The 20,518-nt window shown below is 71.9% G+C and carries 22 protein-coding genes; 8 read left to right on the top strand and 14 right to left on the bottom strand.

The genetic code is table 11. The features are described 5' to 3' along the window. Positions 1-35 precede the first annotated feature (35 nt). From SCMU_RS15130 to SCMU_RS15100, 7 genes are all read right to left on the bottom strand, one after another. The gene (locus SCMU_RS15130; RefSeq protein ID WP_229229936.1) at positions 36-674 is read right to left on the bottom strand and encodes a hypothetical protein; all 639 of its coding nucleotides are present in this window, start codon (positions 672-674) and stop codon (positions 36-38) included. Then, a complete protein-coding gene (locus SCMU_RS15125) occupies positions 671-1,240 on the bottom strand; it encodes a dihydrofolate reductase (RefSeq protein WP_229229935.1) in 570 nt (189 codons plus the stop codon). The genes SCMU_RS15130 and SCMU_RS15125 overlap by 4 nt, the downstream gene beginning before the upstream one ends. Then, positions 1,237-2,070, bottom strand: coding sequence for a thymidylate synthase (locus SCMU_RS15120; protein ID WP_229229934.1), 834 nt, complete (start codon positions 2,068-2,070; stop codon positions 1,237-1,239). The genes SCMU_RS15125 and SCMU_RS15120 overlap by 4 nt, the downstream gene beginning before the upstream one ends. Positions 2,071-2,126: 56 nt before the next feature. Beyond that, the gene (locus SCMU_RS15115; protein ID WP_443020333.1) at positions 2,127-3,104 is read right to left on the bottom strand and encodes an NUDIX hydrolase; all 978 of its coding nucleotides are present in this window, start codon (positions 3,102-3,104) and stop codon (positions 2,127-2,129) included. Then, a complete protein-coding gene (locus tag SCMU_RS15110; protein WP_229229932.1) occupies positions 3,101-5,473 on the bottom strand; it encodes an RNA degradosome polyphosphate kinase in 2,373 nt (790 codons plus the stop codon). The genes SCMU_RS15115 and SCMU_RS15110 overlap by 4 nt, the downstream gene beginning before the upstream one ends. 49 nt (positions 5,474-5,522) lie before the next feature. Further along, a complete protein-coding gene (gene mshD, locus SCMU_RS15105) occupies positions 5,523-6,491 on the bottom strand; it encodes a mycothiol synthase (protein WP_229229931.1) in 969 nt (322 codons plus the stop codon). 278 nt (positions 6,492-6,769) lie between these two features. Continuing rightward, positions 6,770-7,465 (bottom strand): winged helix-turn-helix transcriptional regulator, encoded by a 696-nt coding sequence (locus tag SCMU_RS15100; protein ID WP_229229930.1) that lies wholly within the window; start codon positions 7,463-7,465, stop codon positions 6,770-6,772. Between the two features lie 184 nt (positions 7,466-7,649). Between SCMU_RS15100 and SCMU_RS15095 the strand changes: the two genes are divergently transcribed. The 5 genes from SCMU_RS15095 to SCMU_RS15075 all read left to right on the top strand — a co-directional run bounded on the left by SCMU_RS15095 (position 7,650) and on the right by SCMU_RS15075 (position 12,392). Continuing rightward, positions 7,650-8,396: a hypothetical protein gene (locus tag SCMU_RS15095; protein ID WP_229229929.1), complete on the top strand. Its 747-nt coding sequence runs from the start codon at positions 7,650-7,652 to the stop codon at positions 8,394-8,396. Between the two features lie 203 nt (positions 8,397-8,599). Next, a complete protein-coding gene (locus tag SCMU_RS15090) occupies positions 8,600-9,229 on the top strand; it encodes a heme-binding beta-barrel domain-containing protein (protein ID WP_229229928.1) in 630 nt (209 codons plus the stop codon). Positions 9,230-9,277: 48 nt separating this feature from the next. Continuing rightward, on the top strand, positions 9,278-10,414 hold the full coding sequence (gene ygfZ, locus SCMU_RS15085) for a CAF17-like 4Fe-4S cluster assembly/insertion protein YgfZ (RefSeq protein ID WP_229229927.1): 1,137 nt from the start codon (positions 9,278-9,280) through the stop codon (positions 10,412-10,414). Continuing rightward, positions 10,411-10,812: an ankyrin repeat domain-containing protein gene (locus SCMU_RS15080; RefSeq protein ID WP_229229926.1), complete on the top strand. Its 402-nt coding sequence runs from the start codon at positions 10,411-10,413 to the stop codon at positions 10,810-10,812. Before ygfZ ends, SCMU_RS15080 begins: the two co-directional genes overlap by 4 nt. A gap of 83 nt (positions 10,813-10,895) precedes the next feature. After that, positions 10,896-12,392 (top strand): DHA2 family efflux MFS transporter permease subunit, encoded by a 1,497-nt coding sequence (locus SCMU_RS15075; protein WP_371829604.1) that lies wholly within the window; start codon positions 10,896-10,898, stop codon positions 12,390-12,392. Between the two features lie 15 nt (positions 12,393-12,407). Here the strand turns inward: SCMU_RS15075 and SCMU_RS15070 are convergent, their stop codons facing one another. The 7 genes from SCMU_RS15070 to SCMU_RS15040 all read right to left on the bottom strand — a co-directional run bounded on the left by SCMU_RS15070 (position 12,408) and on the right by SCMU_RS15040 (position 18,405). After that, on the bottom strand, positions 12,408-13,118 hold the full coding sequence (locus tag SCMU_RS15070; protein WP_229229925.1) for a GNAT family N-acetyltransferase: 711 nt from the start codon (positions 13,116-13,118) through the stop codon (positions 12,408-12,410). A gap of 31 nt (positions 13,119-13,149) precedes the next feature. After that, positions 13,150-14,175, bottom strand: coding sequence for a 6-phosphofructokinase (locus SCMU_RS15065; RefSeq protein ID WP_229229924.1), 1,026 nt, complete (start codon positions 14,173-14,175; stop codon positions 13,150-13,152). Between the two features lie 173 nt (positions 14,176-14,348). After that, a complete protein-coding gene (locus tag SCMU_RS15060; RefSeq protein WP_229229923.1) occupies positions 14,349-14,582 on the bottom strand; it encodes a hypothetical protein in 234 nt (77 codons plus the stop codon). Between the two features lies 1 nt (position 14,583). Then, on the bottom strand, positions 14,584-15,948 hold the full coding sequence (locus SCMU_RS15055; protein ID WP_229229922.1) for a PspC domain-containing protein: 1,365 nt from the start codon (positions 15,946-15,948) through the stop codon (positions 14,584-14,586). A gap of 217 nt (positions 15,949-16,165) precedes the next feature. Beyond that, positions 16,166-16,456, bottom strand: coding sequence for a PspC domain-containing protein (locus SCMU_RS15050; RefSeq protein WP_229229921.1), 291 nt, complete (start codon positions 16,454-16,456; stop codon positions 16,166-16,168). Positions 16,457-16,487: 31 nt separating this feature from the next. After that, entirely contained in the window at positions 16,488-16,859 is a 372-nt protein-coding gene (locus SCMU_RS15045) for a hypothetical protein (protein ID WP_229229920.1), read from the bottom strand. Between the two features lies 1 nt (position 16,860). Continuing rightward, entirely contained in the window at positions 16,861-18,405 is a 1,545-nt protein-coding gene (locus SCMU_RS15040) for a PspC domain-containing protein (protein WP_229229919.1), read from the bottom strand. A gap of 124 nt (positions 18,406-18,529) precedes the next feature. Between SCMU_RS15040 and SCMU_RS15035 the strand changes: the two genes are divergently transcribed. The 3 genes from SCMU_RS15035 to SCMU_RS15025 are packed head-to-tail and all read left to right on the top strand — an operon-like array spanning position 18,530 to position 20,495. Then, the gene (locus SCMU_RS15035; RefSeq protein WP_229229918.1) at positions 18,530-19,096 is read left to right on the top strand and encodes a PspC domain-containing protein; all 567 of its coding nucleotides are present in this window, start codon (positions 18,530-18,532) and stop codon (positions 19,094-19,096) included. Further along, positions 18,985-19,824: a sensor histidine kinase gene (locus tag SCMU_RS15030; RefSeq protein WP_229229917.1), complete on the top strand. Its 840-nt coding sequence runs from the start codon at positions 18,985-18,987 to the stop codon at positions 19,822-19,824. The genes SCMU_RS15035 and SCMU_RS15030 overlap by 112 nt, the downstream gene beginning before the upstream one ends. Next, positions 19,821-20,495, top strand: a complete 675-nt coding sequence (locus SCMU_RS15025; protein ID WP_229229916.1) for a LuxR C-terminal-related transcriptional regulator — start codon at positions 19,821-19,823, stop codon at positions 20,493-20,495. Before SCMU_RS15030 ends, SCMU_RS15025 begins: the two co-directional genes overlap by 4 nt. Positions 20,496-20,518: the final 23 nt, after the last annotated feature.

Here is a 20,518-nt window from a genome sequence, read left to right as displayed (position 1 = left end):
CGGAAGGCATCGGGCCGGCGCCTGTTGTGTCCGTCTCACAGGACATCATCGCCTCGCACGGCGCGCAGCGTGACGAGCAGGGCGTCGTCGTCGGCGGGGAATTCGGGGGGCTCCTCGTTGCCGGCACCTGTCTGCGCGAGGAGCCACGCGCCGTCGTCCGTCCGGCGCACGCTGAGGGCCACACCCTGCCCTTCCCCATGCCTCTCGACGAGGACGCGCCCCGTCGGGTGCTCACGCAGGTGGCCCCGGACGAGGGCGAGCGTGGCCTCCGCGCCGGGAACATCAGCGGGCTGGGGGAGGACCCACCAGGTACCGTACGCCCTAGGTCGGGCGAGGATCGAGACGCCGGGAGCCTCGAGGAGCACGATCCGATCGGTCCACTCGGGCGCCTCGAGGATCAGGAGCATGCGCCGCTCGGCGATGCCGAGCGCGGTGGCAATGCCCGCGACGGCCCCCTCCACGCTCAGCTCCCCGTGGGCGTCGACGTGTGCGTAGCCCCGCGCCACGAGGGAGGACACCCCGGAGGAAACCATCTCGGGAACGGCCGCGTACCGGTCCACACCGAGCAGCTCGGCCGTCTCGGGCGCCGCCTCGCCGCCGTGGAACGCGATGAGGGCAAGGACCTCGGCGAAGCCCAGGCCGATCTGCTCGGGGACCTCGGGCGTGGCGGTCATGCGGCCCCGTCGCGGGGCGTGCGACGGAACTCCACGATGCGGTAGGGGACGCCCGTGCGGGAGGTGAGCCACCCGCCGTCGTCCGGCTCCACCGCCGCGAGCCGCCAGTCCGCGCCGAGCTGCGGCGCGAAGGTGTCGCCGTCCACGTCGAGGTCCAGGATGGTCACCATCGCGAGGTCCGCGTGGGGCATCGTCTCCGAGAACACCTCGCCGCCGCCGATCACCCACACGCGCTCGCCGCCCTCGGCCGCGGCCGCCGCTTCGAGGGCCTCGCCGAGGGAGTGCACGACGACGGCGCCGCTCGCCTCCCAGCCCGGCTGGCGGGTGATGACGATGTTCGTCCGGTCCGAGAACGGCCGGAAGCGCTCCGGGATGGAGTCCCACGTCCGCCGGCCCATGACCACGGGATGCCCGGTGGTGGTCGCGGCGAAGTGCTTCATGTCCTCGGGCACATGCCATGGCATGGATCCGGCCCGCCCGATCACGCCGCCCTGCTGGGTCTGCGCCCAGATGAGCCCGATGCTGCTCCCCGCCGCGCGGTCCTCGGTGCCCACACGGCTGGTCATACCGCTACGCGTCCCTTGATCGCCGGGTGGTGCTGGTAGCCGAGCACCTCGAAGTCCTCGTACCGGTAGTCGAAGATGCTCTCCGGCGTCCGGGCGATCTTGAGCTGCGGCGCGGGGTACGGCGCGCGCGAGAGCTGCTCGCGGACCTGCTCGATGTGGTTGTCGTAGATGTGGCAGTCGCCGCCGGTCCACACGAACTCGCCCACGGCGAGCCCGAGCTGCTGGGCCACCATGTGCGTCAGGAGCGCGTAGGAGGCGATGTTGAACGGCACGCCGAGGAACATGTCTGCGCTGCGCTGGTAGAGCTGGCATGAGAGCTTTGCCGGTGATCCCTCGATGCCCGGCGCCACGTAGAACTGGAACAGCGTGTGGCACGGGGGCAGCGCCATCTTCGAGATCTCGGCGACGTTCCATGCCGAGACCATGTGCCGACGAGAATCGGGGCTGGTGCGCAGCGACTCCATCACCGCCGCGATCTGGTCGATGTGCGCGCCGTCCGGCGTGGGCCACGAGCGCCACTGGACACCGTAGACGGGACCGAGCTCGCCGGCGTCGTCCGCCCACTCGTCCCAGATGGTGACGCCCTGCTCCTGCAGCCACCGCACGTTCGACTCGCCCCGCAGGAACCACAGCAGCTCGAGCGCGATCGACTTGAAGTGCACGCGCTTGGTTGTGACCAGCGGGAAGCCCTCGGCCAGGTCGAACCGGATCTGGCGGCCGAACACGCTGCGGGTGCCCGTGCCGGTGCGGTCGCCCTTGTGGGCGCCGTTCTCGAGCACGTCGCGCAGCAGATCCTCGTAGGGAGTGGTGACGCGGGTCAGGGTGGGCATGCCACTAGATTAGTCGCAAACCGCCCGCCCTATCGGCGCGCCATTTTAGCCGTGTCTCAGTCGTCATAGGGCTTGACCTGCTCGATCGCCACGGCCCGCTCCGGCCCCTCCACGGGCACGTGGAACACGATGAGCTCCCCGGGTGTCAGGTACGGGTCCGAGGCCGGCAGCTGGGCCGCGAGCTCGGGTGTCAGGAACGTGCGGAACTCGTCCAGGATGGTCGGCAGGACCGGGCGGTGCGTGCACAGGACGGCCGGCTGCCGCTTGTCGAACAGACGCACGACGGCGGCCGCGGCCTTGCGCGGCTTCCTCGCCGCGCGGTGCTCGGTCAGGTCCTCCACGAGGCGGATCTTGACCTTGTCCCGGGAGGCGCGCACATACGGCAGCACCGTGTCGAGGCAGCGCCGCCAGGGGCTCGTGACCACCCGCACGGGCTTCCAGACTGTCAGCAGCCGGCCCACGGCCTCCGCCTGGCGGACGCCGGTCGCGGCCAGCGTCCGGTCCCCCTCCGCCTTGGTCCACGAGCTGCGCGGCTTGGCCTTGGCGTGCCGCAGGAGGATCAGGGGCCTCGTTGCGAGGGCGTCCCTCCGGTGGGCGTCGACAAGCGCCTCGAGGGGCACGACGTCCGTCTGGTTGCTCAGCAGGAGCTCGGCCTCCTCGGGGCCGCACCAGTGGAACTGGTCCACCTCCTCGCCGTCGGGGCGCACGGGGGTAGAGCGCTCGAGCTGCATCGCCCAGTAGTGGACCGCCTTGAGCCCGGCCGACACCCTGTAGTGGGTGGTGGGCAGGGGGATGCCGAGCCGCGCGTCGATGCCGATCTCCTCGCGGACCTCCCGCGCGGCGCACTCGGGGAGCGTCTCCCCGGGATCGAGCTTCCCCTTGGGCCAGGACCAGTCGTCGTAGCGCGGCCGGTGGATGAGCAGCACCTCGAGCCTGTCGCCGGCCACGCGCCACGGGATGGCGCCTGCGGCCTGGACGGCGATCTGCTCGCCGGGATGCTCCGCCTGGTCCTCGACGGGCGCGTCCGCCATCAGCGCAGGCTCGCGGCGCGCTGGCGCGTCCGGGAGGCGAGCAGCCAGGACTGGATGTCCTCGAGCGGCCGGCCGTCCTCGTCGACGTGGTGCCGCGTCCAGTCGCCCTCGGCGTCGAGGTGCCATGAGGACGTGGAGGGGGCAATGTAGCGGTCGAGGAGGGACACGAGGTCCGCGATGTCCTCGCGGTTGCGCAGCTGCACGAGGGCCTCGACGCGGCGGTCCAGGTTGCGGTGCATCATGTCCGCCGAGCCGATGTACACCACGGGGTTGCCGCCGTTGGCGAAGCCGAACACGCGGGAGTGCTCGAGGAACCGGCCCAGGATGGAGCGGACCGTGATGTTCTCGCTGAGCCCCGGCACGCCGGGACGCAGCGCGCAGATGCCGCGTACGATCACGTCGACCCGCACTCCGGCCTGCGAGGCGCGGTAGAGCGAGTCGATGATCGCCTCGTCCACCATCGAGTTCACCTTGATGACAACGCGCGCCCGCAGGCCCGCCCGCGCGTTGCGGATCTCGGTCTCGATCCGGTCGATCAGGCCCGAGCGGACCGAGCGGGGCGCTACGAGGAGGCGCTTGAACGTGGACTTGGGCGCGTAGCCGGAGAGCTGGTTGAAGAGCTTGGAGAGGTCGTCGCCCACTTGCTCGTCGCAGGTCAGGAGACCGAGGTCCTCGTAGTAGCGGGCGGTGCGCGGGTGGTAGTTTCCGGTGCCGATGTGGCAGTAGCGGCGGAGTCCGTCATTCTCCTGGCGCACCACGAGCGAGAGCTTGCAGTGCGTCTTGAGGCCCACGATCCCGTACACGACGTGCACGCCGGCCTGCTCGAGCTTGCGCGCCCACGAGATGTTGGCCTGTTCGTCGAAGCGGGCCTTGATCTCCACGAGCGCGAGGACCTGCTTGCCGGCCTCGGCTGCGTCGATGAGCGCGTCCACGATCGGGGAATCGCCGGAGGTGCGGTACAGGGTCTGCTTGATCGCCTGGACCTTCGGGTCCGAGGCCGCCTGCTCGAGAAAGGCCTGGACGGACGTCGAGAACGAGTCGTATGGGTGGTGCAGGAGGATGTCGCGGCGGCGCATCGCGGCGAACACGTTCGCCGCCTTGGCCGTCTCGGACTCGTTGAGGAAGCGCGAGGTGTGGGCGAGCTGCTTCGGGTAGTGCAGCTCCGGCCGGTCCACCCCGGCGATGACGGAGAGCCCGCGCAGGTCCAGCGGCGCAGGGAGCGAGTACACCTCCGGCTGGTCCACCCCGAGCTCGCGAACGAGCAGCGCCAGGACGTTCGGGCTGATGTCCGTGGTGACCTCGAGGCGCACGGGCGGGCCGAACCGCCGGCGCAGGAGCTCCTTCTCGAGCGCCTGCAGGAGGTTCTCGGCGTCGTCCTCCTCGACCTCGAGGTCCTCGTTGCGGGTCACCCGGAACGTGTGGTGCTCGAGCACCTCCATCCCGGGGAACAGCTGGTCGAGGTGGACCGCGATGAGGTCCTCGAGCGGGATGAACCGGGCACCGCGGCGGCTGCCGGCCCGCGGGCCGTCCACCGAGATGAGCCGGGGGAGCTGATCCGGGACCTTGAGCCTCGCGAACAGCTCCTTCTCGCTCACGGGGTTCCGCACGATGACCGCGAGGTTCAGCGACAGGCCCGAGATGTACGGGAACGGGTGGGCCGGGTCCACGGCGAGCGGGGTCAGGATGGGGAACACCTGTTCGCGGAACATGGTGCTCAGCTGCTCGTGCTCGGCCTCGGCGAGGTCCTCCCACGAGACGAGCCGGATACCGGCCTCCTCGAGGGCGGGGCGGATCTGCTCCGTGAACACGCGGATGTGCCGCTCCTGGAGGACGTGGGCGGCCTCGGAGATCTGGTCGAGCACCTCGTGCGGGCTCAGGCCGGCGGGGGAGGGGACGGCGAGGCCCGTGGCGATGCGGCGCTTGAGCCCCGCCACGCGGACCATGAAGAACTCGTCCAGATTGGAGGCGAAGATCGAGAGGAAGCTGACCCGCTCGAGCAGGAACAGGTCGGGATCCTCGGCGAGTTCGAGGACCCGCTGGTTGAATGCGAGCCAGCTCAGCTCGCGGTCCAGGAAGCGGTCCGGGCCATGCTCGCCCTCCGGCTCAACGCTCGGCGCGGTCGCGGGGATGTAGAAGCGGTCCTCGGTGGCCCGCGCGGCGGGGACCTCGGAGGAGCCGAACACCGGCGCTGTCCTGGCCTGCTTGGAGCGGGGCGCATCGGACGACGGCGCCGGGCTGGGTGCCGCGGTGCCCGCTGCCGAGGGTGGGGCGGCAGTCCCCACGGCGGCGGCAGCGGCGCCGTCGTGCGTGCCGGCCGCGGGCGAGTGGGAGGCAGAGGCGGTGGCGCCCTGGTCCCGGGCGGCTTCAGTCATGGTTCCTCCCGAACGCCGTGTGGCTTGGCTGGATGCTGGTTCAACCCTACTAGTGCGCGGCGTACAGGACGTCCTTGTCCCACAGCGTGAAGCCCAGCCTGCGGTACATCGCCACGGCGGGCAGATTGTCCGCGTCGGTGTAGAGCATGACCGTGCCCAGACCGAGGGAATGGAGGTAGTCGATGCCGCGCAGCGTGAGCGCGCGGCCGAGTCCCTTCCCCTGGGCCTCCGGGACCACGCCGACCGCATACACCTCGCCCAGTGCACGGTGCTCCCCGTGCGCGGGATGCACCTTGGTCCAGTGGAAGCCGAGGATCCGGTCGGAGTCGTCCACCGCGAGGAAGAAGCCCTTGGGGTCGAACCAGTCCTCGCCCTTGCGCGCCTCGAGGTCGCTGCGGCGCAGCTGGCCCTGCTCTGGGTGGTGTGCGAACGCGGCCCGGTTGGCTTCCAGCCACGCCTCCTCGTCGCGGCCGGCCTCGAACGTGCGGATGCTCAGGCCCTCGGCGAGGGGCGGCATCTCGGCATGGGGCCGGCGCATGAGGACCATCTTCCAGAGTTCGCGCTCGGGCACGAACCCGTAGTGGGCGGCCAGCTCGGCGGCGGCCTCGTGGTTGCCGTGCGACCAGGCCCGCAGCCCGGCGAGCCCGGCGCTTCCCCGGAGGTCCCGGATGGCCTCGACGAGGCGGACCCCCACGCCCTGGTTGCGGTAGTTCGGGTGCACGGCGAGCTCGGCCACCCCGGCGCCGTCGGGCCCGAAGGCGATCGCAGCGACGCCCGCGAGGTCCTCCGGCGCCGAGGAGCCGGAGGTGTCGTCCAGCGCGTGGACGGCCACCGTGAGGATCTCCTCCGCGCGGGTATCGGGGGAGCGCATGAGCACGGTGGTCTGCTCGGACAGGGACGGATTGCCGTCGGACTCCTCCGCCGCCTCGAGCAGGGCGTGCACCTCCGCCCACAGGGCCTGCGGGACGCGCCCTTCGACGACGGTGACTGGCCAATCCTGCGGGTATGCGCTGGTCATGGGGACAGGCTAGCGAACCCGGCGCGAACAGGCAGTCTTTGGCCTGGTTTGTCCTCGGTTGCCGCCGCCGCTCTGCTCGGGTAGAGTCTCTCTCTGCCGCCGGGAGCCCGGCGGGCAGGGGGGATCCACCAGTGGGGTGGCCTTGATACGTTCGACCCGTATGTCCTCCACGGCAAGCCGCGAGGCCCCGCATCCCTGAGGATGCGGGGCCTCGCTGTGTTCCTGCCTTGGCTGTGTTCCTGCCTTGTTCGGTCCCCGCCGGCTCGCGCCTGGTCCGCTCAGGCGTCGCTGAGCTCGTCCTCCGCGACCCTGGTCAGGGTGAGCCGGTAGCCCACGTTCCGGACGGTCCCGATGAGCCCCTCGTGGTCGGTTCCGAGCTTGGCCCGCAGGCGCCGCACGTGGACGTCCACGGTGCGGGTGCCGCCGTAGTAGTCGTAGCCCCACACCTCGGTGAGCAGCTGCTGGCGGGTGAAGACGCGGCCCGGGTGCTGCGCGAGGTACTTGAGGAGCTCGAACTCCTTGAAGGTCAGGTTGAGCGCCTCGCCGTTGACCTTGGCCGTGTAGCTCGACTCGTCGATCACGACGCCGGCCGCGCGGATCTCCGTCTCCGGCTCCTCCGCGGTGGCCGCGCGGGACACCGCGAGGCGGATCCTGGCCTCGACTTCTGCGGGCCCTGCGGAGTCGAGGACGATGTCGTCGACGCTCCATGCCGAGGACACGGCGGCCATGCCGCCCTCGGTGAGGATGAGGATGAGCGGGGCGCTGAGCCCGGTGGCCCGCAGGAGCTGCGTGAGCGAGCGCGAGCCGACGAGGTCCTTGCGCGCGTCCACGAAGATCACGTCCGAGGGGTCGGCGTCCAGTAGCGCCGTGGGTTCGGCGGGCAGGACGTGGATGCGATGGTTGAGGAGCTCGAGCGCGGGGAGGATGTCAACCGACGAGCCGGTGGCGTTCGTCAGGAGCAGGATGTGCGACATGGTTCCTCCGTCAGGATCTGTCTGCACGGCGTCGGGCAGGGGGTGCCTTTGACGGTCGATTATAGAACGAGTCTGGCCCGCAGTCCGGGGCGCGCGTCACATTGGCGGGTCGAGTGAGGCAGGATGGCAGGGTGACTAACACTGATCTGGGTACGGCGCACGGCGTCCAGAGGGGGATCACGCGGTGAAGGCCGGGACCCGCTCAGTGGCCGGCGGGGCGGTGGCCATCGTGGGGATCGCGGTCGCCGTCGGCTCCAGTCTCGGTGGCCCGATCGCGCAGTCTGTCGGCGCCGCCGTCGTGGCCATCGCCGTCGGGCTCGGCTGGCCGCACTTCCTCGGCATCCCCGCGAAGAAGACGAACGGCGCCGTGATCTCGCTCGCGGGGATCGCTTCGGTCGCGTCGGCCGCGTTCGTCCGCGGGCCCGAGTACCTCGCGTGGACCCCGCTCGCGATCGCCGTGGGCGTCATGGCGGTCGTGGTGGTCCAGCTCATCCGCGGCACAGGGCAGAGCCACCGCCTCGAGTCCGCGTTCGGCGCGAGCGCAGGCGTCCTCCTGTGCTGCCTCGGTGCCGGATGGATCGCGACGGCGCGCCTCACCGGAGCCGGTTCGATGCTCCTCGTCGCCGCGATCAGCACCGTCGTGGCGCTGCTCCTCGGCATGATCCGCTGGCCCGATACGATCATCGCGCCCCTGACCATCGTGTTCGCGGGGCTCGCGGCGCCGCTCGCCGGCCTCGTCCTCGCCGACGTCGCGGTGCTCCCGGCCACTCTCGCCGGCGTCGTGATCGGCGCCGTGCTCGCCGCCTTCCGCGCGCTCAACAGCACGAGGCGGGACAAGGTCGCGACCGCAGGCTTCGTGGCCCTCGGCCTCGCTCCGGCGTTCGCCGTGGGCACCATCGCGTACCTTCTGGACCGCATGCTCGTGGTGTGACCGGGATGGTCAGCGAGCGGGGCGGCACACGCTACGATGGGCCGTATGAGCGTTGCTGCCTTCGAGATCTTCTTCATCGTCCTCCTTGCCGTTACGTCCGTCGCCATGGCATGGTTCGCCGCCCTCGTCATCTGGAAGCTGTACAAGGGTCAGCGCTGACCCTCGGCAGACCCCGCACCGTCCCCCGTGCCTAGGAGCCGCACGTGCCCATCGAGATCCCGTCTGGCCTGACCCCCGAGCTCGTCCCGCTGTCGTGGCTCATCGGGGAGTGGGAAGGGCGGGGCCGTCTCGGGGCGGGGGAGGGCGACGACCCGCACTTCGTCCAGCACGTGGTCTTCGCGAACAACGGCTTCCCGTATCTGAAGTACAGCGCCGAGAGCTGGCTGGCGGACGAGGACGGGAAGCGCATCCGGCCGCTCTCGACCGAGTCCGGCTACTGGCAGATCGACCGTCCGCTCCAGGACGCCGACGGCGGCCCCGGGCTCGCGCCGCCGGACATCGTCCCGGCCTTCACCTCGGCCGAGGAGGTCGAGTCGCTGCGCAACGGCCAGGACGGCTTCGACATCACCGTCACGATCGTCCACCCGGGCAGCATCGCCGAGCTGTACTACGGGCAGATCAAGGGCCCCCAGATCGAGCTGAGCACGGACGCGGTGCTCCGGGGCGCCCACGCACGCGACTACAAGGCCGCGACCCGTATCTTCGGGCTCGTCAACTCCGACCTCTTCTGGCGCTGGGACGTCGCGGCCGGCGGCGAGCCGCTTGCTCCCCATGCCTCGGCCATCCTCAAGCGGGTCAGCGCACCCGCATCCGGGCAAGCGCCCACGGAGTGACGCGCCGCCGTCGGGAGTGAAATCGGCCCACCGCGCGTTGGAACGGACATGACACTCGCTTCGCCCCTTCTCTCGCGCCGCGGCGCGGTCGCCGCACATGGTCCCGACGAGGGCGTGGCCGCCCACTACGGCGACCCCGTGCGGGAGCAGCGCGAACTCGCAGCGGGGCGTGCCGCCGTCGACCTCTCCTACCGCGGCGTCGTGACCGTCGCGGGGCCCGACAGGCTCACGTGGCTCACCACCCTCTCGTCGCAGCAGGTCTCGGGCCTCGGCGCGGGGGAGTCCAGCGAGCTGCTCCTGCTGAGCCTGCAGGGCCGGGTCGAGTTCGACGCGCGCATCACGGATGACGGGGAGAAGGCCTGGCTGCTCGTCGAGGCCAGCGAGGCCCAGGGGCTCGCGGCGTGGCTGACGTCCATGAAGTTCATGCTGCGGGTCGAGATCGCCGACGAATCCGGCCTGTGGGGGGTCCTCGCCTCCACGCGCCGCCTCGCAGCGCTCGACGCGTTCGGCCCCGGCGGGCGACCGGTCGTCTGGGAGGACCCCTGGCCCCATGTGGCGCCCGGGGGATACAGCTATGCGGCCGTCGACGACGCGCACCACCCCGGCCTCGAGCGGCCGTGGTTCGAGCACGTCGTGGAGCGGGGCCGGCTCGCCGAGGCCGCGGCCGCCCTCGAGGGCAGCGGCGTGGGGCTGGCAGGCACCATGGCGTCGGAGGCGCTGCGCATCGCCGCGTGGCGCCCGCGATGGGGCGCCGAGACGGACGAGCGGACCATCCCGCACGAGCTCGATCTCCTGCGGACCGCGGTGCACCTCTCCAAGGGCTGCTACAAGGGGCAGGAGACCATCGCGCGCGTCCACAACCTCGGACATCCGCCACGCCGTCTGACGCTCCTGCAGCTCGACGGCTCGGCCCACACCCTCCCCGCGCCGGGCAGCCCCGTGGTCGCGCGGGACGGCGCGGATGGCGCCAAGCCGCTCGGACGCGTCACCTCGGCGGCCCTCCACTACGAGATGGGCCCCATCGCGCTCGCCGTGCTCAAGCGCTCGGTGGACCCGGACGCCGCCCTCGTGGTCCGCGGCGAGGCCGAGGGCGAGGAGTACGCGGCGGCACAGGAAATCATCGTTGCACCCGAGGCCGGCCAGGTCGTCGGGCGTCCCACCGGACTGCTCAGGAGAAACGCATGAACGAGAATCCCGCAATTCCCGACGATGTCATCGCGCTCGCGGGCAAGCTCTTCGATGCGGCGCGAGTGGGCGATGAGCCCGTCCTGCGCTCGTACCTCGAGGCAGGCGCCCCGGCGACGCTCACCAACGAGTCGGGCGACACGCTCCTGATGCTCGCCGCGTACCACGGCCACGCCGGGACCGTGCGGCTCCTCGGCCAGCACGGAGCGGACGTCGAGGCGGCCAACGACCGCGGCCAGACGCCGCTGGCCGGTGCCGTGTTCAAGGGCCACGACGACGTCGTGGACGCGCTGCTCGACCTCGGGGCCAATCCCGACGCCGGGTCTCCGACGGCCCGCCAGGCCGCGCACATGTTCGGGCGGACCGAGATCGTGGACAGGTTCGGCACGGCAGGCTAGTCCGGCAACAAAACCTGGTGATTCTCGCCACGGGCGAACACCTGCGGACAGCCGCGGTCCTCAGGAAGTGAGACTCTAGATCGGTGGAAAACATCCAGCGACCGTGGGCAGCGCTGTGGGCGCTCGTCATCGGCTTCTTCATGATCCTGATCGACACGACGATCGTGTCCGTGGCCAACCCCGCGATCATGCGGGCTCTCGGCGCAGACATCAACTCCGTCATCTGGGTCACGAGCGCCTACCTGCTCTCGTATGCCGTGCCGCTGCTCATCACCGGACGGCTCGGCGACAGGTTCGGCCCGAAGCGGATGTACCTGTTCGGCCTCGTGGTGTTCACGCTCTCGTCGCTGTGGTGCGGCCTCTCCGGCACCATCGCCTCCCTCATCGCGGCGCGTGTGGTCCAGGGCCTCGGGGCCGCGTTCATGACCCCGCAGACCATGGCGGTGATCACCCGAATCTTCCCGCCTGAGCGGCGGGGCGCGGCGATGAGCATCTGGGGCTCGACGGCCGGCGTGGCCATGCTCGTCGGGCCGATCCTCGGTGGCCTGCTCGTGGATGGCTTCGGCTGGGAGTGGGTGTTCTACATCAACGTGCCGGTCGGCATCATCGGGTTCGTCCTTGCGGCCCGGCTCGTCCCGACCCTGCCCACGCACTCGCACCGGTTCGACTGGCTCGGTGTCGCGCTGAGCGCCGCCGGCATGTTCCTCCTCGTGTTCGGCATCCAGGAGGGCCAGACCTACTCGTGGGGCACGATCACCGGGCCGATCACGGTGTGGAGCCTGATCATCACGGGGATCGTCGTCATGGTGCTGTTCGTCGTGTGGCAGCGGTTCAACCGTGCCGAACCGCTCGTCCCCCTGAGCCTGTTCCGAGACCGGAACTTCTCGCTCGCGAACGCCGGGATCTCGGCCGTGGGCCTCGTGGTCACCTCGTTCGGCCTGCCGACCATCTTCTACTACCAGCTCGTGCGGGGGATGACCCCGACCCAGTCCGCCCTCATGAGCATCCCGCTCGCTGTCCTCTCGGGCGCGCTCGCGCCGGTCGCCGGGAAGCTCGTGGACCGCGGGCACGGGAAGATCATGAATATCGCCGGAATGCTCGTGTTCGCGGCCGGACTCGTCCTGTACGCCGTGCTCATGACCCCGGACATGCCGATCTGGCTGCTCCTCATTCCGAGCGCCGTGATCGGCATCGCGAACGCCGGCATCTGGGGCCCGCTCGCCACCCTCGCGACCCGCAGCCTGCCCCCGCAGCTGGCTGGAGCCGGCTCGGGCATCTACAACACAACGCGCCAGATCGGCGCCGTCCTGGGTTCCGCCGCGATCGCGGCCCTCATGGAGGCCCGGCTCGCCGTGGAGCTCCCGGCAGGCGGCCACGCCGCGCCCGCGGGAGAGCTGGCCTCGGGCCACCTGCCGGAGTTCCTGCAGGCGGGCTTCGCGTCCGCGATGGCCCAGTCGGTGCTCCTTCCGGCCGCGTTCACGGTAGTCGGGTTCGCGATCGCACTGTTCTTCGTCAAGGTGCCCGCAGACCTCCAGCGCCCCGCCCCCGAGCCCGGCAAGGTGCCCGAGTCCCTCCGCTGACCCCCCTCGGCGCCGTCAGGGCCGGGGGAGCCGGATGGCGGCCAGATGCCCCTGCGCCTTGATGCCGAGGGAGTCGGCGAGGCGGAGCCCGGCGGTCGCGTGGGGCGGGACCGCGATCTGGACGATCAGCCCGTCCGCGAGCGCCTCGTGCGCCGCGATCAAGGCCGCGAGCCGCCCGAGCCCCCTCTGGCGGAGCCCCGGTGCCACGAGCACGCTCAGGTCCGCCAGCAGGCCCTCCTGGACGGAGTAGGCGGCGCACGCAGCGGGCCCGTCCGGCAGCATGAGGGTGAACCGGTGCTCGCGCTCTGTCAGCCCGGCGGAGGAGACGTCGTCGGGCGGGCACCGCATCTCGAGCTCGATTGCCTCCGGCGCGCCGCGGGAGACCTGGGGCTCGGTGTCGGGCTGGGCGATCGGCAGATCGTCGGCGAAGCCGAGCACGGCGGTGCGCAGGCCATGCGCTCCCGGTCCCGCGAGGCGCAGGAGCCCGCCGCCGTCCACGACCTCGTCCAGGCCAAGATCGGCGGCGGCCTCCACGAGCTGGGGGGGCCCGGTCACCGCGAGCTGGCCGAACAGCACGACGGCGACCAGCTCGCGCGCGCTGTCGAGGCGCCCGACGAGGCGGCCGCCGTCGTCCGCGAAGCTCAGGTCCGGCAGCCCGAGCCGACGCGCCCAGGCGAGCCGCACAATCCCGCGGCTGCTGGCATGGAACGTCCCGTACACGCTCACCGGATCCTCACCTGACGGCCTATCAGCACGCTCACCCGAAGAGGACGGCGGCCTCGTCGTAGCGGTGCTGCGGGACGGTCTTGAGCCGTCCGAGGGCCTCCTCGAAGCCTACGTGCGCGATCTCGGTGCCGTGCAGCGAGACCATGGTGCCCCAGCGGCCCTCGACCACGGAGTCGATGGCGGCCATGCCGAGGCGGGTGGCGAGCACCCGGTCGAACGCGGTGGGAACGCCGCCGCGCTGGATGTGGCCCAGGATGGTGGCGCGGGTCTCGATGCCGGTGCGCGCCTCGATCTCGGGGGCGAGCTGCTCGGCGATGCCGCCGAGGCGGGGCCGGCCGAAGGTGTCGAGGCCGCGCTCGGAGTGGGGCGCGGCCATGCCCTCGAGCACGAATCCCTCGGCCACGACGACCAGCGGCGCGCGGCCGCGGTCGTGGGCCAGCTGGACCCAGTGGGCAACTTGGTCCATGGTGACCTTCTGCTCGGGGATGAGGATGGCGTGGGCGCCGGAGGCCATGCCGGAGTGCAGCGCGATCCAGCCGACGTGCCGACCCATGACCTCGGCGATCATGCAGCGGTGATGGGACTCCCCGGTGGTGCGGAGTCGGTCGATGGCCTCGGTGGCGATCTCCACGGCGGTGTCGAAGCCGAACGTGTAGTCCGTGGCGTCGAGGTCGTTGTCCACGGTCTTGGGGACCCCCACGATCCTCAGGCCCGCGTCGGTGAGGCGGCGGGCCGCCGCGAGCGTGCCCTCGCCGCCGATCGCGATGATGGCGTCGATCCCGAGCCGGTCCATGTGGCCTTTGATGACCTCCGGGCCGCCGCCGTGCTCGAACGGGTTGGTGCGCGAGGTGCCCAGGATCGTGCCGCCCTGCTTGGCGATGCCGCGGACCATGGTGCGGGGGAGGTCGATGATGTCGCCCTCGACGACGCCGCGCCAGCCGTCCTTGTACCCGACGAACTCCTGCCCGTGCACGGCGATGCCCTTGAGCACCGCGCCGCGGATCACGGCGTTGAGGCCGGGGCAGTCGCCACCGGAGGTGAGGATGCCGATCTTCATTCAGGGCCCTTCCCATCGGGCGAGGCCAGCGATGGGCGGGCCGCGCATTGAGTGAACGAGGCGCCCCGTTGAGCCCGCGCCCATTCTAGCCGCGGCCCGCGTGGCGTACGCCACATGACAGGAACCTCGGTGCACGACGGCGCGTGGCCGGCCCACGTGGTGGGCGCGTCGGCTCACGCCCCGTCTCGGCGGCGCCCGCGGGTGGCGGCGAGAGTGCCTCCCACCACGAGCCCCACTCCAGCGACGAGGAGCAGGACGACGGCGACGAGGCCCGGATCGACGGACAGCCATCCGAGCCGGCCGGCGGCGATCAGCGCGGCGACGGCAATGACGACGCCGCCCCAGATGATCGTGCCCACGCTCGGGGCGTCCCCTCCATGCCGTTGGGGGCTGGCGTTGGTGCTCATCTCACTGCTCCTGCTGGATCTCGATGTTGCTGAGGGTCGCGTGGACATTGACCACGAGCGTGGCGCCGGGACGGTCCGCGTTGTACGTCTCGGAGTCCTTGGCGGTGATGCCCGCGATCGACTTCGATCCGAAGTGGATGTTGCTCAGGGTGCCGTCCGCGTCCACGCGCACCGGGACGTTCTTCGGGACGGTGATCTTCACCTGGCTGACGGTGCTCTCCACCGGGACGACCGCCTCGGAGGCCAGCGGCCCTGCAGAGTCGAGGCCCCGGAGGTCCAGCTGTCCCGAGGCGCCGGTGATCGAGTAGCCCGACTGCGCCTCGGAGATCGTCGTCGGTGACATGTCGACCGAGCCTTGCGGGCGGCTCAGCTGGTAGACGGGCTGGGTGAGCGCAGCGCCCGCGAGGGCCACGACGGCGAAGAATGACAGGATTCCCGCCGAGCGTCCGCGCAGGCCGGCCACGATGATCCCGAGGCCGATGACGGCGGCGGCGACCGCCCAGATGGCGCCGGATGCAGGATCGACGATCGCCTTCCCGGCGAGCTGGAAGGCCAGCAGCGTGCCCGCGACAATCACCGCGACACCCACGACGACGGTCGTGAAGGGGCCGCCCGGACCGCGGCGGTACTCACGGGCTGAGGCAGACGCGCCGTAGGGCGTCCCTGCAGGGCCGCGACCGAACGACGGGTCTCCGACCGATCCGCCCGTGACCGGCGCCTCTGGGTAAGGCACCTGCCCCGGGCGAGGCGCGGAGGGCGGCCCGGAGGCGGCCGACGCCGCGTAGGCGCCGCCGGGCGCCTGCTGGCCGGGCGCCGGGCCGGGTGCCGCCTGGCCGGTTGCCGGGCCGGCACCCGGGACGCCCGCGACGCCGGCCCGCCCACGGTGGAGCTGTCGGGAGCGCACGATGCTGCCCACGATGAGCGCTGCGACGGCCAACCAGAAGACTGCCCAGATCGCACCCCACAGGGGACCGTTGGCGCCGCTCTCGAAGACGAGGCCCGTCCGCGCCCCGCCGAGGCCGAGGATCGAGGCCACGAGGCCGCCCGTCATGCCGGCCGTCCACCGGCCGCGCAGGGCCTCCTCCACGTGAATGCGGCCGTCCGGCTCCGGCAGGAGGAGCCACAGGATACCGTAGACCAGCAGGCCGACGCCGAGGAAGATCGAGGCGACCACGAAGAGGCCGCGGACCAGGATCGGGTCGACGCCCCAGCGGTGGGCGAGGCCGCATGCGACGCCGCCAGCCCACCGGTCCGGTCCCCGGGTCGTGCCGAAGCTGCGTATCCAGGTGAAGAAGTCGCTGCCGGTATGGCCAGAAGGCTGACCTGCCGGGCCTGCAGGGGCGCCGTGGGTCTGTCCGTTGCTCATGACTCGTCCTTCCCGAAGGACCACGGCCGCCCGGCAGAGCCAACCCGGGGGCCGGGCCGCTGCCTTCAGTGTGGGATCTGCCGCCCGGGCCCTGTAGAGGCATTGGGCCCTGCGGCCCCTTGTTCCGGCGCGGCCCGCCGAGGGACCGGAAAGGCCCGGCCCCTCGGGAGGGCCGGGCCTGGGCGCCGCACACCGGCGGCATGGTCGGGTTCCGGGATCAGGCGCCGGGGCCCACGGACCCAGCGCCCGGGCCGCCGGGGCCGACGCCCTTGGGGCGGACCCAGTCCTCGAGGATGATCCGGCCGGTCTGGTCGGGGATGAGGACCCACGCGACGATGTACGCGAGGACCGCGGGACCGGGCAGCAGGCAGAGGACGAGGAATGCGATGCGTACGAACACGGGGTCGACGTTGAGCCGGTCGGCGATGCCGCCGAGCACGCCGCCCACGATCCGGCGCGGTCCGCGCTTGAGGCCCGCCGAGCGGAGGGCGTTGAAGAACGAGTCCATGGTGTCTCTCCTGGAGGTGATCGGTTTGCGGTCAGTCGTTGGTGGATGGGCTGGTGGTGGGGCCGGCGGTGCGCGGCCCGGGAGCGTACGGGTTCGGCTTCGTGGCGGTGGCCGGAGCCGTGGTCGCGGTGGGCGCCGCATCGATGCCATCCCCGACCGAGGCGACCGGCTCGCCGTCGTCCGTCACCGTCCGGCGGCGGCGCGAGGCCGCGATGCCGCCGATCACGAGGCCGAGCCCCGCGAGGAGGAGGATGCCGGCGGCCGCGTACCCGGGGTCGATGCTGAACCATCCGAGGCGGTTGGCGAGCATGAGCGCTCCGACCACGATGACCACTGCTCCCCACACCATCGTTCCAATGGACGGCCCGGAAGTCTCGGGCCGGAAGTCCTGCTGCGTGCTCATCTCAGCGCTCCTCGGTGATCGTGACGTTGCTCAGGGTCGCGTCGAGGTTCACCACGAGGGTGGCCCCGGGCTTGCCCGAGTTGTAGGTGGCGGTGTCCCGCTGGGTGATGCCCGCGGTCGTGTGGCCGTTGGCCTTCACGTCGGCCAGAGTCGCCGAGCTGCGGACCTCGACGGGCACGTCCTTCGGGACGGTGATGGTCAGGTCGCTCATCGTGACCTTGACGGGGATGATGGCCTCGCCCGCGAGCGGCGTGGCGTCGAGGGCGCTGAGGTCGAGGGTGCCCTTCGCCGCGGTGATGTCGTACCCCGCGGTGGCCTGGGCGACCGTGGCGGGGGCATAGGAGGCCGTGTGGGCCTGAAAGGTCGAGAACCGGTCCACGCTCTGGCTGACCGCGCCGCCCACGAGGGCCACGACCGCGAACAGGGTCAGGATCCCGGCGGTGCGGCCGCGCAGGCCCGCAACGAGGATGCCGAGGCCGAGCACGATCGCGACCGAGGTCCAGATCGCCCCGGCAGCGAGCGGGATGGTGCCCGTGGCGACGAGGACGCCGAGCGAGCCTGCCACGAGCGCTGCCACGCCGAGGACGACGAGGACGAACGGAGCCGAGGGCCCGCGCCGTCGGGGCACGCGCGGCTGCGGAGCGCGGACCGGCGCAGGGACCGGCGGGAGGGAGCCACCGTAGTACGGGGGAGCGCTCTGCTGGCCGTGCCCGCCGTAGTACGGCACGCTCGCGGACTGCCCGCTCGCGTAGTACCCGGCGGAGGAGGAGTACGACGGCGCCGCGCCCGGCTTCGCGTAGTAGGCGTCGCCGGAGGCGGGCACGCCACCGGAGAACGGCGCGGCCGAACCCACGGTGTCCGCGCCTCCGGAGCTGGCGCCGGCGCTGCTGCCGGCGCCGGGGTCCACGGGCTGTGAGGCGTGCCACCCGGCGCGGTAGGCTGCGCGCCGGCGGCTGCCACGGACGATGCTGTAGATGCCGAAGGCGACGACGGCCACCCAGAAGAGACCCCAGAAGGCGCCCCCGATCCCGCCCTCGCCGAACCAGAAGCCGGCGCGGGCGCCGCCCAGGCCGAGGATCGTGACGATGAGGCCGCCGGTCATGCCCGCCGTCCACCGGCCGTGGGCGGCCTCCTGGGCGTGGATGCGGCCGTCGGCCTCGGGGAGGAGGAGCCACAGGATGCCGTAGGCGAGCACCCCGACCCCGAGGAAGATGGCCGCGACGAGGAAGAGGCCGCGGATGAGGACGGGGTCCACGCCCCAACGGTGGGCGAGGCCGCTCGCGACGCCGCCCATCCAGCGGTCGCCGCCGCGGGTGATGCCGAGGCTGCGGATCCAGCTGAAGAAGTCACCGCCGCGGGGCGGGGTCGGCCCAGCCGTTACCGGGTGGGATGGTCCCGTGTGGGGCGCTGAGCCGGCCTGGGCCGGGCCGGGCGGGCTCGCGCCGGCTGCTGCCGCGTCGGCTGCTGCCGCGCCGCCGGGCTGAGGGTGGGGTTCGTCCTGGGGCTGGGATGCTGGCTGGTCGCCAGGGCTCTGTTCGGTGCTCATGCCTCCATCCTTCCGCCCGGCGCCGCGCGCCCCCATGGGGGGACACCCTGAACGAACCCTGAATGGACCCCGGGATCCGCCTCGGACCGGCCCTGGGCCCGGTCAATGGTGCTTGGATGGAAGCATGAACACCGCGATGGCCCGGCCGCCGCTCGTGCGGGGAGAGGACCGCCTCATCGCAGGCGTGTGCTCCGGGCTCGCGCGCCACCTGGGGATGCGCACCGACGTGGTGCGGTGGATCATGGCCGTCGCCGCCTTCCTGGGTGGGGCAGGCATCGTCCTGTACGGCTGGCTGTGGATCATGGTCCCCACGGCGGCCGAGGCACAGAAGCGGCGGGCCCGCACGCCCGCGTCGCCCATCGCGCCCGCGGTGAGCGAGCCCGCGAAGCCGGCTTCCGGGCTGGCAGCATCGAGCCCGCGCGAGGCGCCGCACGTGCCGCGCTACGCGCGCGAGGTGCTGCTCGGCGTCGTGCTCCTCCTCGGAGCCGTGGCGCTCGGGGGCCGCTCATCGGCGTGCAGGTGCCGCTGGACACGATCGTGCCGATCGCGGCGATACTCGGCGGCGCGGCGCTGGCATGGATGCAGCTGGACGAGGTGCGGCGGGAGAGGCTCGTCCGTGGGGCGGGCGCCGAGCGCTGGACGGGCTGGCTACGTCTGGGAGCAGGGCTCGCGCTCGTGGTCGCGGGCGTGACCCTCGCCGTCTCCGGCAGCGAGTGGAACGTGCTCGGCATGGCGTTGCTCGCCTCGTTCGCGGTGCTCGCGGGAGTGGCGCTCGTGCTGCTGCCGTGGGGGGTCAAGTTCTGGCGGGAATTCGGAGCCGAGCGCGCGGCGCGGGTCCGCGAGGAGGAGCGGGCCGAGATCGCGGCGCACCTCCACGACTCAGTCCTGCAGACCCTCGCCCTCATCCAGCGGCGGGCGGGCAACGAGGCGGACGTCACGCGGCTCGCCCGGGCGCAGGAGCGCGAGCTGCGCGAGTGGCTCTACCGCGACGCGCGCAGCGGCCACGGCACGTTCGCGGACCGGATCGCGGAGCTCGCCGGGCAGGTCGAGGACCTGCACGGGGTGCCGATCGACGTCGTGACCGTGGGGGGCACCGAGCCCGGTGACGCCTCGGACGAGACGCGTGCCGCCGAGGCCCAGGACGCGCTCCTCCAGGCCTCGCGGGAGGCCATGCTCAACGCGGTCCGCCATGGCGCGGGGCCCGTGTCCGTGTACGCGGAGTCCGGCAAGGACGCCACCGAGGTCTTCATCAAGGACCGGGGCGAGGGCTTCGACCCCGACTCCGTCCCCGAGGACCGTCTCGGGGTGCGGGAGTCGATCGTGGGGCGCATGCGCCGCCACGGCGGCGAGGCAACGATAGTGAGCGGCCCTCAGGGCACAGAGGTGCGGCTGAGGCTGCCCAGAACGGAGGAGCCATGAGCGAGGACACCGATGCTGCACGCGGGGGCGCAGACCCCGTGACCGTGGTGATCGTGGATGACCACACGATCTTCCGCTCCGGCCTCAAAGCCGATCTCGACGAGCGTGTCCGGGTCGTCGGCGAGGCCGGCACGGTGGAAGGGGCGGTCGAGGCGGTCGAGGAGCTCCGCCCGCGGGTTGTGCTGCTCGACGTCCACCTGCCCGGCGGGCTCGGCGGGGGCGGCCGCGAGGTCCTGACCCGCTGCGCCGCGCTCCTGCCCGAGGTCCGGTTCCTCGCCCTGAGCGTCTCGGACGCCGCCGAGGACGTGGTCTCCACGATCCGTGCCGGGGCCCGCGGCTACGTCACCAAGACGGCCTCGGGGCGTGAGATCACCGACGCCGTGCTCCGCGTCGCCGAGGGCGACGCCGTGTTCTCGCCCCGCCTCGCAGGGTTCGTGCTCGACGCATTCGGCACCCAGTCCGTGGCCGACGACGAGCTGGACAAGCTCTCCGCCCGGGAGCTCGACGTCATGCGGCTGATCGCCCGCGGGTACTCGTACAAGGAGACCGCGAAGGAGCTGTTCATCTCGGTCAAGACGGTGGAGACCCACGTCTCGGCCGTGCTGCGCAAGCTCCAGCTGACCAACCGCCACGAGCTCTCCCGCTGGGCAGCGGACCGCCGCATCTGGTGACCCGCAGGACCTGACCTCTAGAT

Origin of the sequence: Sinomonas cyclohexanicum (assembly GCF_020886775.1) — a bacterium.
Lineage (GTDB): Bacteria > Actinomycetota > Actinomycetes > Actinomycetales > Micrococcaceae > Sinomonas > Sinomonas cyclohexanicum.
This window is presented reverse-complemented; position numbering and strand designations above follow the sequence as displayed.

Bases quoted from the DNA above. Each gene is read 5' to 3' on its own strand.
- SCMU_RS15130 (WP_229229936.1), bottom strand. From the start codon at position 674: ATGACCGCCACGCCCGAGGTCCCCGAGCAGATCGGCCTGGGCTTCGCC.
- SCMU_RS15125 (WP_229229935.1), bottom strand. From the start codon at position 1,240: ATGACCAGCCGTGTGGGCACCGAGGACCGCGCGGCGGGGAGCAGCATC.
- SCMU_RS15120 (WP_229229934.1), bottom strand. From the start codon at position 2,070: ATGCCCACCCTGACCCGCGTCACCACTCCCTACGAGGATCTGCTGCGC.
- SCMU_RS15110 (WP_229229932.1), bottom strand. From the start codon at position 5,473: ATGACTGAAGCCGCCCGGGACCAGGGCGCCACCGCCTCTGCCTCCCAC.
- mshD (WP_229229931.1), bottom strand. From the start codon at position 6,491: ATGACCAGCGCATACCCGCAGGATTGGCCAGTCACCGTCGTCGAAGGG.
- SCMU_RS15100 (WP_229229930.1), bottom strand. From the start codon at position 7,465: ATGTCGCACATCCTGCTCCTGACGAACGCCACCGGCTCGTCGGTTGAC.
- ygfZ (WP_229229927.1), top strand. From the start codon at position 9,278: ATGACACTCGCTTCGCCCCTTCTCTCGCGCCGCGGCGCGGTCGCCGCA.
- SCMU_RS15080 (WP_229229926.1), top strand. From the start codon at position 10,411: ATGAACGAGAATCCCGCAATTCCCGACGATGTCATCGCGCTCGCGGGC.
- SCMU_RS15065 (WP_229229924.1), bottom strand. From the start codon at position 14,175: ATGAAGATCGGCATCCTCACCTCCGGTGGCGACTGCCCCGGCCTCAAC.
- SCMU_RS15060 (WP_229229923.1), bottom strand. From the start codon at position 14,582: ATGAGCACCAACGCCAGCCCCCAACGGCATGGAGGGGACGCCCCGAGC.
- SCMU_RS15055 (WP_229229922.1), bottom strand. From the start codon at position 15,948: ATGAGCAACGGACAGACCCACGGCGCCCCTGCAGGCCCGGCAGGTCAG.
- SCMU_RS15050 (WP_229229921.1), bottom strand. From the start codon at position 16,456: ATGGACTCGTTCTTCAACGCCCTCCGCTCGGCGGGCCTCAAGCGCGGA.
- SCMU_RS15045 (WP_229229920.1), bottom strand. From the start codon at position 16,859: ATGAGCACGCAGCAGGACTTCCGGCCCGAGACTTCCGGGCCGTCCATT.
- SCMU_RS15040 (WP_229229919.1), bottom strand. From the start codon at position 18,405: ATGAGCACCGAACAGAGCCCTGGCGACCAGCCAGCATCCCAGCCCCAG.
- SCMU_RS15035 (WP_229229918.1), top strand. From the start codon at position 18,530: ATGAACACCGCGATGGCCCGGCCGCCGCTCGTGCGGGGAGAGGACCGC.
- SCMU_RS15030 (WP_229229917.1), top strand. From the start codon at position 18,985: ATGCAGCTGGACGAGGTGCGGCGGGAGAGGCTCGTCCGTGGGGCGGGC.
- SCMU_RS15025 (WP_229229916.1), top strand. From the start codon at position 19,821: ATGAGCGAGGACACCGATGCTGCACGCGGGGGCGCAGACCCCGTGACC.